The sequence below is a fragment of the Mycobacterium ostraviense genome (assembly GCF_002705925.1).
Taxonomy (GTDB): Bacteria; Actinomycetota; Actinomycetes; order Mycobacteriales; family Mycobacteriaceae; genus Mycobacterium; species Mycobacterium ostraviense.
Genome location: NZ_NKRE01000001.1, coordinates 3,984,783 through 3,998,879 on the forward strand (window position 1 = coordinate 3,984,783; position 14,097 = coordinate 3,998,879).

Below are 14,097 nucleotides of genomic sequence, written 5' to 3' on the forward strand. Positions count from 1 at the left end.
CGCCGACCGGGTGAGTGTTTTTAATGCGGGGTTGGCGGATGTGGGGGTGGGTAATGTTGGTTTTGGGAGTGTGGGTGATGGGAATGTGGGTGGGGGCAATGTTGGTGGTAGTAATGTGGGGTTCGGGAATCTGGGTGGTTGGAATTTGGGGTCGGGGAATCTGGGGAGTTTCAATCTGGGTTCGGGGAATATCGGGTTGTATAACTTCGGGCCGGGGAATCTGGGGTCGTACAATGTCGGGTTCGGGAATGCCGGGGATTACAACTTCGGTTTCGGGAATTCCGGGGTCGGCAATATCGGGTTCGGGAACACCGGCAGCAACAATATCGGGATCGGGTTGAGCGGTGCTGGTCAGGTCGGGTTCGGGGGGTGGAATTCCGGCGCCGGGAATGTGGGGTTGTTCAACTCGGGCGCCGGGAATGTGGGGTTGTTCAACTCCGGGACCGGGAACTGGGGGGTGGGCAACTCCGGTGAGTTGAATACGGGGTTGTTCAACCCGGGTCGGTTGAACACCGGGGTGTTCAATACCGGGTTGCTCAACACCGGGGTGGGCAATGCGGGTTCCTACAACTCGGGCAGTTTCAACGTGGGGGCCTCCAACACGGGCTCGTGGAATGCCGGGGATACCAACACCGGTTGGTTTAACCCCGGTGATCTGAACACCGGGATCGCCAACACCGGTGATGTCAACACCGGCGGGTTCAACCAGGGCAACCTCAACAACGGCTTCTTCTGGCGCGGTGACGGGCAAGGCCACGCCGGCTTCGACTACACCCTGACCATCCCCGCGATCTCACTGGACCTGAGCGTCAACGTCCCCATCAACATCCCGGTCACCGGCCACCTCGGCGACATCGTCGTGGGCAGCTTCACGATTCCGACATTGAATCTAAACGGTGATAACTTGACCGGCACTATTGGGCCGATTGTGGTGGATCCGATCACGATTACGGGTCCGTCATTGAATTTGGTGGTGGGGGGTCCGGGTCAGTCGTTGCAGTTGGGGATTTCGGGTCCGGGGGTGGGTCCGGTGGTGATTCCGGTGTTGCAGGTGTCGGCGGGTCCGGGGGTGGGCAATTCGACGGGTGCTCCGTCGTCGGGGTTCTTCAATAGTGGTGCGGGTGGTGCGTCGGGGTTTGGGAATGTTGGTGGGGGTTCGGGGTGGTGGAATGTTGGTGGGTCTTCGGGTGCGGGGAATGTGGGGGTGTTGGGTTCGGGGGTGTTGAACCTTGGTGATGGGGTGTCGGGGTGGTTTAACACGATTCCGAGTATGGGTTCGGGTGTGGGCAATGTGGGGGATCAGCTGGCGGGGTTGTTCTCCTCGGGTCCGGGTCGGCCGAGTGTGTTCAATGTTGGTTTTGGTGATCAGGGTGGGTGGAACCTGGGTCATGCCAATGTGGGTGATTACAACTTGGGTGGCGGCAATGTGGGTGGCGCCAATGTGGGTGGGGCCAATGTGGGGGATGCCAATGTGGGGGTGGGCAATGTTGGTGATCAGAATGTGGGTGGCGGCAATGTCGGGAATGCAAATGTGGGGAGCGGCAATGTCGGTGATTTCAACCGGGGTTGGGGTAATAGCGGCAGTTTCAACGTCGGTTTCGGTAACACCGGTTTCGGGAATTTCGGGTTGGCGAACCAGGGGAACAATAATATCGGGATCGGGCTGAGCGGGGATAATCAGATCGGGTTCGGGGCCTTCAACAGCGGTGCCGGTAATGTGGGGCTGTTCAACTCCGGAACCAACAATATCGGGTTCTTCAACTCCGGCACCGGTAACTTCGGTGTCGGTAACTCGGGCAGCTTTAACACCGGGATCGCCAACACCGGTAGCACCAACACCGGGGTGTTCAACGCCGGGCTGGGCAATACCGGCTGGGCCAACCCGGGCAGCTTCAACTCCGGTGGCTTTAACGCCGGTGCGTTTAACACCGGCTCGTTTAACCCCGGCGACACCAACACCGGCTGGTTCAACATCGGTGACACCAACACCGGAGCGTTCAACACCGGCGACCTCAACACCGGCGCGTTCATCTCCGGTGACGGCAACAACGGATTCTTCTGGCGCGGCACCGGCCAGGGCCTTATCGGCGCCGACTACACCATCACCATCCCCCACACCGGCGCGTTCATCTCCGGTGACGGCAACAACGGATTCTTCTGGCGCGGCACCGGCCAGGGCCTTATCGGCGCCGACTACACCATCACCATCCCCCAGATCCCGCTTACCCTCGGCGGCGGCGGCACCCTCAAACTCCCCATCACCGGCGACATCACCGGCCTCACCATCAACCCCTTCTCCCTGCACGGTCAAAACAGCCCCGGCATCCCGGTGAATCTGGCGCTGACCGTCGACGGGGATTCCGGGGGAACCACTATCCGCATCAACATCCCCGACACCGATATCGGCTTCGACATACCTATCGACGGTCTCCCAATTACATTGACCATCCCCTTGAACTCCGAGCTGAGCCCGATCATGATTCCGGAAATCAATCTCGGCCAAATCCCGCTCGACCTCACATTGGGCAGCGACACCACACAGCTCAGCACGGCCCTGGGCGCCGGTATCGGCCCCATTGCCGTCACCCTCTTCCATGTGTCGCCCGTTCCGGGCTTCGCAAACTCCACGAGCGTCCCGTCATCGGGCTTCTTCAACTCCGGTGCCGGTGGCTCGTCAGGCTTCGGCAATACCGGCGATACCCTCTCGGGCTTCTGGAACGTCGGTTCGCAGATCTCGGGGTTCGAGAACTACGGCGGCAGCCTCCTATCGGGCATCACCAACCTGGGCGGCGCGTTGTCCGGCATCGACAACACCAGCAGTCTCGGCCTGGCGCTGGCCGGCATCGTCTCGGGTGTCGGCAACGTCGGCAGCCAGCTCTCGGGCCTCTTCCTCAGCGGCTCGGTGCCGTAACTGCCAGCGGCCAGTCGGCGAAGGCTGGTTAGCGGGCCGTTGGCGCCGGCAAGTAGGGTTCGTCCGAGATGTTAAGGGTCCCCCGGCGAAGGGATGGTTTGCGCATGGGAATCATGGACAAGGCGAAAGACCTGCTGTCACAAAACGCCGACAAGGTCGAGACGGCGATCGACAAAGCCGGCAAATTCGTCGACGACAAGACGCAGGGCAAGTACTCCGACACCATCCACAAGGTGCAGGAGCAGGCCAGGAAAGTAGTCGACACGGGCGACCAGCAGAGCTGAGGCCATGGCGAAACTCTCCGGATCCATCGATGTCCCGTTGCCGCCGGAGGAGGCGTGGCTGCACGCCTCGAATCTGTCCCGCTACCGCGAGTGGCTGACGATCCACCGGGTCTGGCGCAGCAAGTTGCCCGAAACGCTGGAGAGGGGCGCGGTCGTCGAGTCGATCGTCGAGGTCAAGGGGATGCCCAACCGGATCAGATGGACGATCGTGCGCTACAAGCCGCCGGAAGGCATGACGCTCAACGGCGCCGGAGTCGGCGGTGTCAAAGTCAAGCTCATGGCCAAGGTCGCGCCCAAAGAGGAGGGCTCCGTCGTGAGCTTCGATGTCCACCTCGGCGGGCCCGCCCTGTTCGGGCCGATCGGCATGATCGTCGCCGCCGCGCTCAGAAGCGACATCAGCGAATCCCTGCAGAACTTCGTCGAGGTTTTCGCACAGGCCTGATGTCGACCGGCACCGGCGCCCGTCGCGGACCAGCTGACCTATCAGCCGATGAGTTTCCGGGCCGACCGCGGTCCATAACTGTGAAACCACACGGCAAGGAGGACATCATGCCCATCCGTCACGGCGCGCCACTGGGCGCCCCCAGCTGGATCGACTTGACCACATCAGACCTCGACCGCGCTCGAGACTTCTACGGCACGGTATTCGGGTGGACTTTCGAATCCGCCGGCCCCGAGTACGGCGGATACGTCAATGCCGCCAAGGATGGCCATCCCGTCGCCGGACTGATGGCCAACAACCCGCAATGGCTGTCGCCGGACACCTGGACCATCTATTTCCACACCGCCGACGTCAACGCGACTGCTGCCAAGGTCAGAGCCGCGGGCGGCTGCTGCCTGGATCCGATGGAGGTACCTGCCAAAGGATTCATGAGCCTGGCAAGCGATCCGACGGGCGCGATGTTCGGCTTGTGGCAGCCGCTGGAGCATCGCGGCTTCGAGGTGATCGGCGAAGCGGGCTCACCCGTCTGGCATCAACTGACCACTCACGACCACCGTGCGGCCATCGACTTCTACCGCGACGTCCTCGGGTGGCGGACCGAAGACATTTCTGACACCGACGAATTCCGCTACACCACAGCGAGTTTCGGTGACGAGGAATTGCTCGGCGTCATGGACGGCGCCGGTTGCCTCCCCGACGGCGTGCCGTCGAACTGGACCACCTTCTTCGGCGCCCACGACGTCGACACGACACTGCAGCTGATCACCGACAACGGCGGCGCGGTCCTGCGGGCGGCCGAGGACACCCCGTATGGGCGGCTTGCCGCGGCCACCGACCCGACGGGCGTCGCCTTCAACCTGTCGTCGCTGCCGACAAGCGTGGCGTGACTCGATGCGAGTTGGCGCCCTATTACGCTCGCATGCATGATTCGCCGGCTGCGCCCGGGTTGGCTGGTGGCGCTTTTCGCCGTGATCGTGTCGGTCAGCACGTGGCTGCCGTGGTTGACGACGACGGTCGGCGGCGGGGGCTGGGCAAACGCTGTCGGCGGCACCCACGGCAACCTGGAACTGCCGCCTGGGTTCGGCGCGGGCCAGCTGATCGTGTTGCTGTCGTCGACGTTGGTGGTGGCCGGGGCGATGGTGGGACGCGGTTTGTCGGCCAAGCTGTCTTCGGTTGCCGCGCTGCTGGTTTCGCTGCTCATCGTGGCGCTGACCATCTGGTACTACAAGATCAACGTCAACCCGCCGGTGTCGGCCGAGTACGGCCTGTACCTGGGTGCGAGCGCAGCCGCCTGCGCGGTGGTGTGCTCCCTGTGGGCGGTGGCCGCCGCGACCCTGCAATAGACTTCACCATTCGTGGCGGACTGTGTTGATAGCGATGCCCCGTGAGTCCGACGCTGGGCGAGGTATTCCGGGTCATCGACCTCGCCGGTGTCTTCGGCAACGCGGTGCTCGGTGGCATTGTCGCCACCGAGGAACGTTTGGACCCCATTGGGTTTGCGGCGTTGGCCATTCTGTCTGGCCTGGGCGGCGGGCTGATCCGGGACACCCTGTTGCAGCACGGACCCCCGGTCGCGCTGACCGACTACCTGTATCTGGTGACGGCTATCGCCGGGGGCATCGTGGCCTTTCTAGTGCCGGTATACGGCCGCACCTGGAACCTGACGTTGCCGGTCATCGACGCGATCGCGCTGGGAACGTGGGCGGTCGCGGGAGCGCAGAAGACACTCGGCATAGGCCTGGGCTGGGCAGCGGCACTGCTGATGGGCACCATCACCGCAGTGGGAGGCGGGACACTGCGTGATATTGCGGTCCGCCGGACGCCGCAGATCTTCGGCGGTAACACGCTTTACGCGACCTGCGCGGTCATCGCCAGCGGTGTGGTGGTGCTCTTCGCCCACTACGGCCAGGCCACCGTGGGGGCGGTGGTGGCCACCGTCGTCGGTGCTGTTCTGTGCCTTGTCGCCCGCTGGCGGGGGTGGCAGTTGACGGAAGGGCCGGCGTGGCACTACGCCCTGCGAAGGCAGCCAGGTAAGCGATTGCCCCGGATTACGTTGCGGGTCAACAGCGACGACTCACCTCTTCCGCTGGTCGGCGAAAAACGCAAGCCGCGCAAGCGCTGACGGCCTCAGCTCGACGGGAACTCGTGGGCGCCTGAGGCCGAGCTGTCGGCGGGCTCGTTGACTCCGTACACGAAGGGCGCGAACACGACCTCCCGCCCGTCCGGGTCGCGGAAGGTGACCGCTCCCGTCGCTTCCCAGTACGGGTGCTGCTCGACGGGCTCGACCTGGGCCTTCCGGAGCCGTGCTACTGCCTCCTGCTGCGCCGTATTGTCCGGGAAGTACAGACAGAGCTGTTCGTGGTGGTCCACGCTGACCTCGTCGACCGCCTCGACGATCTCGAGGGTGAGGTTCCAGCTGGGCAGACCGAAGATCGCACCGTTGCTCCCGTAGCTTTCCCCGAATGTCTCGTAGAGCGGGAGCCCGACCAGATCGCGGTAAAAACGCACTGTCTCTTCGAAATTCGAGGAGCGACGGGCGAAGCGGATAGAGCCGATCGATGCCAACTCCTTGGGCCAGTGAGTCGTCCGGCGGCGCTTGTTGTTGTTCACTGCTCCTCCGTTTCACCGAGCCTGTAAATTCGCAGGCCGCTACTCGTAGTCTTCCTGCCGTATTACAGGCTCGCGAGCATCACAGCCCGACAGCGCCCGCCGGCGACTCCGCGTGATGCCAGCGTCGCAACTCGGCGCCGGGTACCCACGTCGAATGGGTGCCGCTGGAAATACGTTCGGGCAGCTGCAGTTTGCACACCGGGCCGTCACCGACTCGGGCCGCGTCGAAGACCAGGCAGTAGGAGGCGTCGTCGTTCATGTCGGTGGTCAGCGTGACCAGGTAGCCGTCGTCCTCGGCGATGCCGCCGACCCGCGGCGCCATCTGGGTTTCGCTCCCGTAGACGCCCTCACCGAATGAGTAGCCCTCCTGGTTTCCGGTGAGCAGGTCGTGTTTGACCAATCCGTCGAACAGGAACCAGCCCGGTTTGCCGGTCGCGGCATAGGCGTAGCGGTACTGGCGCGCGGCGTAGCCGTCGTTGATGGTCCCGAACTCGGTGATGGACTCCGACAGCTGTTCTTCTTTCACCGCGCCGGTGACCAGATTGAGCCGCCACCGGTGCAGCCGCGTTTGCAGACGATCCAGGGCCAGGAAGCGAAACAGCTTCTGCCACATCGTTCCACCGGCATCCAGCGGCTGGGGGTCGCCCTCGTAGAAGCCGTCGAGCACGATCTCGTCGCCGTCTTCGTAGGCGTTGGTGAAGTGCAGCACGAACGTCGGATCCGCCTCGAACCAGCGGATGTCGCCGCTAAACCCGCGGCGCGGGATCACCGCGAAGCGCGACGGCATGTCCGGGTAGAAGCGCGGCAGGTGCACGTTGTGCTCGAGCAGCCGGGGATCCCAGAAAAGCGGGAAATCGTTGAGAATGGCGTAGTTTTCGGTGAACGCCATGTCGTGCGGCAGCCGCGGGCCGGGCAGCGGGATGTCGACGTAGTGTGTCAGCTCGTTGTTCAGGTCGACGACGCCGTAGTGCATGTACGGGTCTTGCTTGCTGTAGTTGAAGAACAACAGCTCGCCGGTCTTGCTGTCGACCTTGGGATGAGCCGATACGCCCCAGCCGAACGGAAAGTGCCCGTTCCAGGTTTCCTTGCCCAGGGTGTTGCCCGAGTAGGGGTCCAGCCGGTAGAGGTCGCCGCACTGGTAGAAGCTGGTGAGCGCGATGCCGCGGTGGACGATGACGTCGGTGCTCGACGCGTCCTTCATCAGGGTGCGAGCCCCCCAGCCGGTGTCCCGCTTGGCGAATTGCACCGGCTCGGCCAGTCCCGGCCACAGCGGTCCGCCCGCCTCGTTTTCCGCCAGGAAGCCCTCGGTCTGGACAAAGCGGTTGCGGTAGAAGGCTTTTCCGCTTCGGAAGCCGACGACGTGCACCATGGCGTCGCCGTCGAACGGGTGGTAGGTCTTGAACGCCGGATGCAGCGGGTTTTCGGTGTTGCGCAGGTAGATGCCGTCCAGGTCGCTGGGGATCTCGCCCTCGACGGCCGTCAGCGCGTCGGCGTCCCGCTCGGTGGTCTGCGGCCGCCACGGACCGGTGCGGTAGGGGTGGTCGTCGTCCTCGGGCAGGGTGGACAGGTATTTGCCGACGATCTCGACATTCATCATCAAACGCCTTTACTGACAACGAAACTGACGGTGGTAGCGGTGCTGCCGCCGAAATTCAGGGTGCCGAATCTCCGCGCGCCCTCGACCTGATAGTCACCGGCCGTGCCGCTGACCTGCTTGGCCGCGTCTAGCAGCATCCGCACGCCGGAGGCCCCGACCGGGTGTCCACCGCCGATCAGCCCACCGCTGGGGTTGATCGGCAGCCGCCCGCCGATCTCGATCTCCCCGTTTTCGATGGCCTTCCACGATTCGCCCGGTCCGGTCAGGCCGATGTGGTCGATGGCCAGGTACTCGCTGGGGGTGAAGCAGTCGTGCACCTCGAACCCGTCGACGTCGTCGAGGCTCACCTGTGCACGACGCAACGCGTCGAGCACGGCCGACCGCACATGCGGCAGCACGTAGGGGTCGTGAGCGGCGCGCTCGAGTTTCTGGCGCAAACCCAGCCCGACGGTGCGATGCCCCCAGCCGTCGATCCGGCCGATCGGGCGTGCGTCGGGATGGGCTCGCAGATAGGCGTCGTTGACCAGCACCAGTCCCGCGCCGCCGTCGGTCATTTGGCTGCAGTCCAGGCGCCGCAGCCGTCCTTCGGTGATCGGGTTGGTGGTGTCGTCGTCGGTGATCGGGTCGGGGATCGTCCAGCCCCGAGTCTGGGCGTTGGGGTTGCGGCGGGCGTTGGCGTAGTTGAGCGCGGCGATGGCCCGCAGGTGGGTGTCGTCCAGGCCGTAGCGCCGGTCATATTCGTCGGCGACTTCGGCGAACATCGACGGCCACAGGTAACGCGCCTCGGCGCCCTCGTGGCCGGTCCACGCCGCCGCGCCCAGGTATTGCGCCGCGGTGTCACCGGGCACGGTCTTTTCCAATTCGAGGCCGACGACGAGCGCGCTGTCGTAGGCGCCGGAGCGTAGGTCAGCCATCGCCGCCAGCGTGGCCACGCTGCCGGACGCGCAGGCCGCCTCATGCCGGGAGGCCGGGGTGTCCCAGAGGCCGTCGCACATGGTCGCCGGCATCGCGCCCAGATGGCCCTGAGCGGCGAACATCTCGCCGAAGGCGTTAGCGACGTGGACAACGCCGGTCGCGGCAATGTCGGCGGCGTCGACCCGGGCCTCCGTCAGCGTGCCGGCGACGACCTCTGCCGTCAGGTCGGCAAAGTCGCGGCGCTCCTTGCTGAGGTTGCGAGCGAAATCGCTTTGGTAGCCGCCGAGAATCCACACGCCTGCAGTGCCGTCCATATGCGGCACGGTACCCCAGGTTGGCGCGCGCCTTCGGTGATATCCGTGAGCCGCGCCACCCCGCCCGGAAGGTGGGCGGCCCCATCGGCTCTCGGGCTGAACCGACGGGACCTGGGAAGGCGTAAAGGCCGGCCAATACACCCCCCTCTTGTGGGACATTGCCATCGGCGGCGATTGACAAACCTCTCCGTCGAAACGGGTCTCAAGACTCGACAAATCGTGCTGAGCTGCTGCAATTCCCAGACCGTGGGTGTGGCAGTACCGCTGGCTCAGTTACCGCGGACGATTGCCCGGTGTACCTCCGGCGGGCGGCGGCTGCTGGATCACCACGACGGTGGGCTTGCGCTTGGGTTCCCCGTCCTCCGCGGCAGCTTCATTGGGGACACGTGGCCCCGTCCCGCCGGCGCCGCGTCCGGCCAAACTCGCCAGCGCCATGCCGCTCAACAAGCCTGCTGGAGCTCCTCCCATGTCCGTCGGGGCGGCACTGAGGCCGGCGCTGGGTAGCGACTCGACTGCCAGCTTGATTTCGGGGGCGGCCATGGTCCAGCCGTGCGGCACCGACAACCCCCCAACCAGGGCTGCCTGGCCCAGACCCGCGGTTGCGCTGCTGCTCGGCGACGACACCAACACCTCTATGTTCCGCCTTTCCGGGCTCTGCAAATCGAGGGTTGTGCCATGAGTCGGTCCCAACCCGCCGTGAGAATCGCCGGTCCGAGAGTTGTAGTACCAGGGTCTGGCGGTGTTGACCGCCGAAAGCGACAGGCTGCTGGTCCCGACGGCCGCGATGTAGAGGGCCAGCCCATCCAGTTCCCCGATCGGGGTGGGGATCGGGATGCTGGCGGCGGGGGCTGGTAGCTCTGACGTGAGCTTGGCAGAAGCTGTGGTCGGCGGGAGTGCTTGCAGCGTGTCCGTACCGATGGACGCAACCTGACCCGGCGGCGCGTCGGTGGCCTGTGCGGCCTGTGCGGCCTGGGCCGCCGCTGCCGTCGGGTCGGCGGCGTGCGCCGGTTGGCTGAACGGCGTCAGCGTCGACGCGGTCTCGGAGGCTTCGGCGTACTGGTACATGACGGCGGCGTCCTGCGCCCACATCTCGGCATACTCGGCCTGCAGGGTCTCGATCGCCGGGGTATTTTGACCGAACGTGTTCATCGTGACCAGCGACGCCAATCGGCCGCGATTGGCGGCGATCACCGGCGGCGGCACCGCGGAGGCCCGCGCCGTCTCGTATGCCGCCGCCGCTGCCGAGGCTTGAGCGGCGGTTTGCCGGGCCTGCTCCGCCGCGGCGATCAACCATTCCGCATAGGGCGCGGCCGCAGCTGCCATCGACGCCGACGCGGGGCCCAGCCACGACTCGAGCGTCAGCGCCGAGACCACCGAGGCATAGGAAACCGCTGCGGAGTTCAGCACTGCGGTGAGGCTTTCCCACGCGGTGGCGGCGGTCAGCATGGGCCCAGACCCTGGACCCATGTACAACAACGCGGAAGTCACCTCCGGCGGAAGAGCGCCGAAGTCCGTCGCTAGCACCCTTGTTGGCCAGTCTCAGCCGGGCTAGCCGGCCGCAATGGCATTGGCGGCCTCGGTCGCCTCGTATGAGTGGGCACTGGCGGCCAGTGCGGCAACGAAGGCCTGGTGAATCGCTGCGGCCCGGGCGCTGACTACCTGGTACAGCTGCGCCTGTGCGCTGAACCGCGCCGCCGTCAGCGCCGACACCTGGTCGGCAGCGGCTGGCGCCACGCTTGTCGTGTGGGCCGACGCTGCGATGTTTTGAGCGCTGACTGCCGAACCGATCTCCTGCAAATTCCCGGCCGCCGCCGATAGTGTCTCCGGCTGGGTGACCACAAACGTCATCACATTCTCCTAACTCGCAGAAGGCGCCGGACTGCCTGTCCGATAGGTGAATTAGACGGGCAGGCGCCCCGAAAACCCCGCAGGAAGGCACTCCTTAGCTGCAGGGTACTTCGTTACCTGCTCGCTGAACCCCGGTTTGGCGCAGATCGATACCGGATGGATAAGGAGGCTTTGCGCTATTCGGAAGTCATTCGGTGTCGGCGACGAGGGCGACCGGCTCCGGTCCCTCACGAGGCTCGTCCAGGTGCACCCGTTCACGTTCGGCAAACAGCCGCTGGGCGTCGGCGCGATCACGTCGGCCAGGTCAACGCCGTTGGTCTCGCGGGCGACGAGGACGGCGACGGCGCTCACCGAGGCTGCCGCCACCAGGTACCAGGCAATGGGCGTCGCGGACTTGTAGGTTTCGAGCAAGCGGACAGCAATGATCGGCGCCAGTGAACCGGCCACGATGGAGGTGACCTGATAACCGAGTGAGACTCCGGAATAGCGCATCCGGGTTGGGAACATCTCTGCCATGGCCGCGGGCTGGGTTGCATACATGAGGCCATGGAAGACCAATCCGATCACGACGGCTGACAAGATGATTGCGTTGCGGCCGCTGTCCATCATCGGGAAAGCGAAGAAACCCCACGTGGCGGCGGTGACGGTACCGACGAAATAGATTGGGCGCCTGCCGAATCGGTCACTGAGATGTCCGGCCAGCGGGATGACGACGAAGTGTGCGGCATGGGCGGCCAGCAGCCACCACAGGATGGCCACGGTGTTGGCGTGCACGTGCACCTTGAGATAGGTGATGGAGAAAGTGACCACCAGGTAGTACATGGCGTTCTCCCCGAAGCGCATCCCCATCGCGGTGAAAACGTCACGCGGATAACGCTTTAACACCTCGGTGAGGCCGAACGACGTCGCGTTGGCGCGCTGGCTTTGCTGTTGCGCCTCGAGGAAGACCGGCGCGTCGGTGACTTTGGTGCGGATGTAGTAGCCGATCAGGACGACAACCGCCGACAACCAGAACGCCACGCGCCAGCCCCAACTGAGGAACGCTGCATCCCACAATGTGGACGTGAGGACCAGCAGCACCACGGTGGCCAGCATGTTGCCGCCGGGGACTCCGGCCTGCGGCCAGCTCGCCCAGAAGCCACGGCTGTCATTGGGGCTGTGCTCGGCGACGAGCAGAACCGCACCGCCCCATTCGCCGCCGACGGCGAAACCCTGGATGAATCGCAGCGTCACCAGCAATGCGGGAGCCCAGTAGCCGATCTGGCTGAAGGTCGGCAAGCAGCCCATGAGGAACGTGGCGGCGCCCACCAGCGGCAGGCTCAGCTGCAGCAGCTTTTTGTGGCCGAAACGGTCCCCCAATTGGCCGAAGACGATGCCACCCAGCGGGCGGGCGGCGAAGCCCATGGCATAGGTCAGGAAGGCGGCGAGGATGGCGTACAGGTCATTGCCGCCCGGGGCGAAGAACACCTTGCTGAACACCAGCGTCGCGGCGGTGCCGTAGAGGAAGAATTCATACCATTCGACGACCGTGCCGGCCATGGACGCCGCAACCACCCTGCGCAGGTACGTTGGCCGGAAATCGTCGGGCGGCAAACGATCACCCACAGTCACCCGGTTGTCCTCCTCGTCGACCGCCCGCAGAGCGTACCCGGTCACGCGTGGTGGCGCTGAGCATCGATGCGATGTCGATCGGCAGCTATTGTCATGCGCCTCCGCAGTCACAGCCAGTGCGGGGTATGCCGACGTGCCCGTCTAGGCGCCACAACCGGGCGAGGTGAGCCGGCGGCGGGTTACGGAGCGGGCAGGGCGGGCGGCAACGGGGGTGCTGAAGCCGGCGACCGGAGCGTGGTCAGCCTGGGCGGCGGCGGCGTCGTCGGCGTCGTGACGTCGACGGTGACCGTGTCCGTGCCCTCGGTCGCGGTGATGGTGCCCCCGGCAGGATTCGAACCTGACTGAGCTTTCGGCTCTGTTGTTGTCATTATCTGCGGTTTCTGTGCTCTGACCTGCGTATTAAGCACTTGCACCAATTTCGTTCGGAGCACGAAAACCTAGTTGCACGAATCTTGCACGGACTTGTATCTGCGCTGGTCAGATGGTGCCCCCGGCAGGATTCGAACCTGCGACACCGGCTTTAGGAGAGCCGTGCTCTATCCCCTGAGCTACGAGGGCGAGGGACGTCTTTGAATACCTGACTCAAACCTAGCCGCTGGATGCGGCGGATGGTTTTCGACGGTGTTCTGGGCGTCCTAGTGCCGTTCCCGGCGGTCTGGTTGGTCGTCGGGCTGCGGCGGGTGTGAGTGTAGCGGGCACAGCGATAACCACGCGACGCTTGGGCGTGCGTGGTCGGCCTGGGTAAACCTCGTTGGGCCGTGCCGCTAGGCGGCTCGCTCTCCAGGGTGTTGTCGTCGGTGCAGGCAGGCCGCAATTGCGTTGCGGCCCAGGGCGAATCCGAGCATCACGGTCAGCTGGCGGATCGCTGTGTAGGCGATCATGCGCCGCGGCCGCCGTAGAGGGTGTTGTTCAGGTTTTCGGCATCTTCGCGCCAGCCGTAGCAGCGGTCATCGACGCTGCTGCCGGCATCGGTATTGACGTGGTGGCGCAAATGCTCAGTTCGGTTGTGGCCGCGGCTGCGGTCCGCCTCCGTAGTGTCGCTGCGCTCGCTGTGGACGGTTCCGCGCGACGGGGTCAGTCGGTTCGCTATTGGACGTTAGGCGTTCGGCTGAGCATTCCGCGTGGTCAGCGGTCCGACGTTATCGGATCCCACACGCGCGAGAAGCCGAAGTCGTTGAAGTCGTTGATATTTCGAGTAGCGAACTCGTCGACACCGTGGTGGCGCAATGTCAGCGCCAGCCGGGCATCGAATAGGCGCCGCCGAGCAATTCCGGGCGTGGCCGCCAACGCCCACACCTCGTTCATCACCGGGGCGTTCTCGATCAGCGCCCACCGCCGGTTACGACGGAACGTCTGACAGACCTCCGCCGCCTCGGGAGCATCGAGTGGTTGCGTCACCACCGTAGGATTCCGCAGCAATTGATACAGCTCCATAAGCACGAGCTCACAGACTGCGACGTTGGTCCGACCAGCGCACTCGACGAGGAAGGCAGCGGCAGCGTCATGTTCGGCGCAATCCTGATTTTGGGCATACAGCAGGACATTCGTGTCGATCGAGAGCACGG

11 protein-coding genes, 1 tRNA gene and 2 pseudogenes are annotated in these 14,097 nt (G+C 64.8%); 6 read left to right on the forward strand and 8 right to left on the reverse strand.

All coding sequences use genetic code 11. The features are described from left to right. The 6 genes and pseudogenes from CDN38_RS18690 to CDN38_RS18715 form a co-directional block, all read left to right on the forward strand. A pseudogene (locus tag CDN38_RS18690) lies at positions 1 to 2,911 on the forward strand (PPE family protein); the annotation flags it as partial. 104 nt (positions 2,912 to 3,015) lie between these two features. Continuing rightward, the gene (locus CDN38_RS18695; protein ID WP_036409222.1) at positions 3,016 to 3,195 is read left to right on the forward strand and encodes an antitoxin; all 180 of its coding nucleotides are present in this window, start codon (positions 3,016 to 3,018) and stop codon (positions 3,193 to 3,195) included. 4 nt (positions 3,196 to 3,199) lie between these two features. Further along, positions 3,200 to 3,637 carry a type II toxin-antitoxin system Rv0910 family toxin gene (locus CDN38_RS18700; RefSeq protein WP_075510782.1) on the forward strand — a complete coding sequence of 146 codons (438 nt, stop codon included), beginning with the start codon at positions 3,200 to 3,202 and terminating at the stop codon, positions 3,635 to 3,637. 107 nt (positions 3,638 to 3,744) lie between these two features. After that, positions 3,745 to 4,524, forward strand: coding sequence for a VOC family protein (locus tag CDN38_RS18705; RefSeq protein WP_075510787.1), 780 nt, complete (start codon positions 3,745 to 3,747; stop codon positions 4,522 to 4,524). Positions 4,525 to 4,560: 36 nt separating this feature from the next. Continuing rightward, a complete protein-coding gene (locus tag CDN38_RS18710; protein WP_075510781.1) occupies positions 4,561 to 4,980 on the forward strand; it encodes a hypothetical protein in 420 nt (139 codons plus the stop codon). A gap of 41 nt (positions 4,981 to 5,021) precedes the next feature. Continuing rightward, positions 5,022 to 5,759, forward strand: a complete 738-nt coding sequence (locus tag CDN38_RS18715) for a trimeric intracellular cation channel family protein (protein ID WP_075510780.1) — start codon at positions 5,022 to 5,024, stop codon at positions 5,757 to 5,759. Positions 5,760 to 5,764: 5 nt separating this feature from the next. On the opposite strand, the gene CDN38_RS18720 is transcribed toward CDN38_RS18715, so the two are convergent. From CDN38_RS18720 to CDN38_RS18755, 8 genes and pseudogenes are all read right to left on the reverse strand, one after another. After that, the gene (locus CDN38_RS18720; protein WP_075510779.1) at positions 5,765 to 6,247 is read right to left on the reverse strand and encodes a VOC family protein; all 483 of its coding nucleotides are present in this window, start codon (positions 6,245 to 6,247) and stop codon (positions 5,765 to 5,767) included. A gap of 79 nt (positions 6,248 to 6,326) precedes the next feature. Then, on the reverse strand, positions 6,327 to 7,841 hold the full coding sequence (locus CDN38_RS18725; RefSeq protein ID WP_075510778.1) for a carotenoid oxygenase family protein: 1,515 nt from the start codon (positions 7,839 to 7,841) through the stop codon (positions 6,327 to 6,329). Positions 7,842 to 7,843: 2 nt separating this feature from the next. Further along, positions 7,844 to 9,073 (reverse strand): acetyl-CoA acetyltransferase, encoded by a 1,230-nt coding sequence (locus tag CDN38_RS18730; protein WP_075510777.1) that lies wholly within the window; start codon positions 9,071 to 9,073, stop codon positions 7,844 to 7,846. A 273-nt stretch (positions 9,074 to 9,346) separates the two neighbouring features. After that, positions 9,347 to 10,597 carry a PPE family protein gene (locus CDN38_RS18735; RefSeq protein ID WP_082277129.1) on the reverse strand — a complete coding sequence of 417 codons (1,251 nt, stop codon included), beginning with the start codon at positions 10,595 to 10,597 and terminating at the stop codon, positions 9,347 to 9,349. Positions 10,598 to 10,621: 24 nt separating this feature from the next. Further along, on the reverse strand, positions 10,622 to 10,921 hold the full coding sequence (locus CDN38_RS18740; protein WP_075510775.1) for a PE family protein: 300 nt from the start codon (positions 10,919 to 10,921) through the stop codon (positions 10,622 to 10,624). Positions 10,922 to 11,108: 187 nt separating this feature from the next. Beyond that, positions 11,109 to 12,532: pseudogene (locus CDN38_RS18745) on the reverse strand (MFS transporter). Between the two features lie 482 nt (positions 12,533 to 13,014). Beyond that, positions 13,015 to 13,090 (reverse strand) — tRNA-Arg (locus CDN38_RS18750). A 567-nt stretch (positions 13,091 to 13,657) separates the two neighbouring features. Continuing rightward, entirely contained in the window at positions 13,658 to 14,095 is a 438-nt protein-coding gene (locus CDN38_RS18755; RefSeq protein ID WP_075510774.1) for a type II toxin-antitoxin system VapC family toxin, read from the reverse strand. Positions 14,096 to 14,097: the final 2 nt, after the last annotated feature.

Coding starts and splice junctions, on each gene's coding strand:
- CDN38_RS18710 (WP_075510781.1), top strand. CDS start 4,561: ATGATTCGCCGGCTGCGCCCGGGTTGGCTGGTGGCGCTTTTCGCCGTG.
- CDN38_RS18700 (WP_075510782.1), top strand. CDS start 3,200: ATGGCGAAACTCTCCGGATCCATCGATGTCCCGTTGCCGCCGGAGGAG.
- CDN38_RS18725 (WP_075510778.1), bottom strand. CDS start 7,841: ATGAATGTCGAGATCGTCGGCAAATACCTGTCCACCCTGCCCGAGGAC.
- CDN38_RS18730 (WP_075510777.1), bottom strand. CDS start 9,073: ATGGACGGCACTGCAGGCGTGTGGATTCTCGGCGGCTACCAAAGCGAT.
- CDN38_RS18705 (WP_075510787.1), top strand. CDS start 3,745: ATGCCCATCCGTCACGGCGCGCCACTGGGCGCCCCCAGCTGGATCGAC.
- CDN38_RS18695 (WP_036409222.1), top strand. CDS start 3,016: ATGGGAATCATGGACAAGGCGAAAGACCTGCTGTCACAAAACGCCGAC.
- CDN38_RS18740 (WP_075510775.1), bottom strand. CDS start 10,921: ATGACGTTTGTGGTCACCCAGCCGGAGACACTATCGGCGGCGGCCGGG.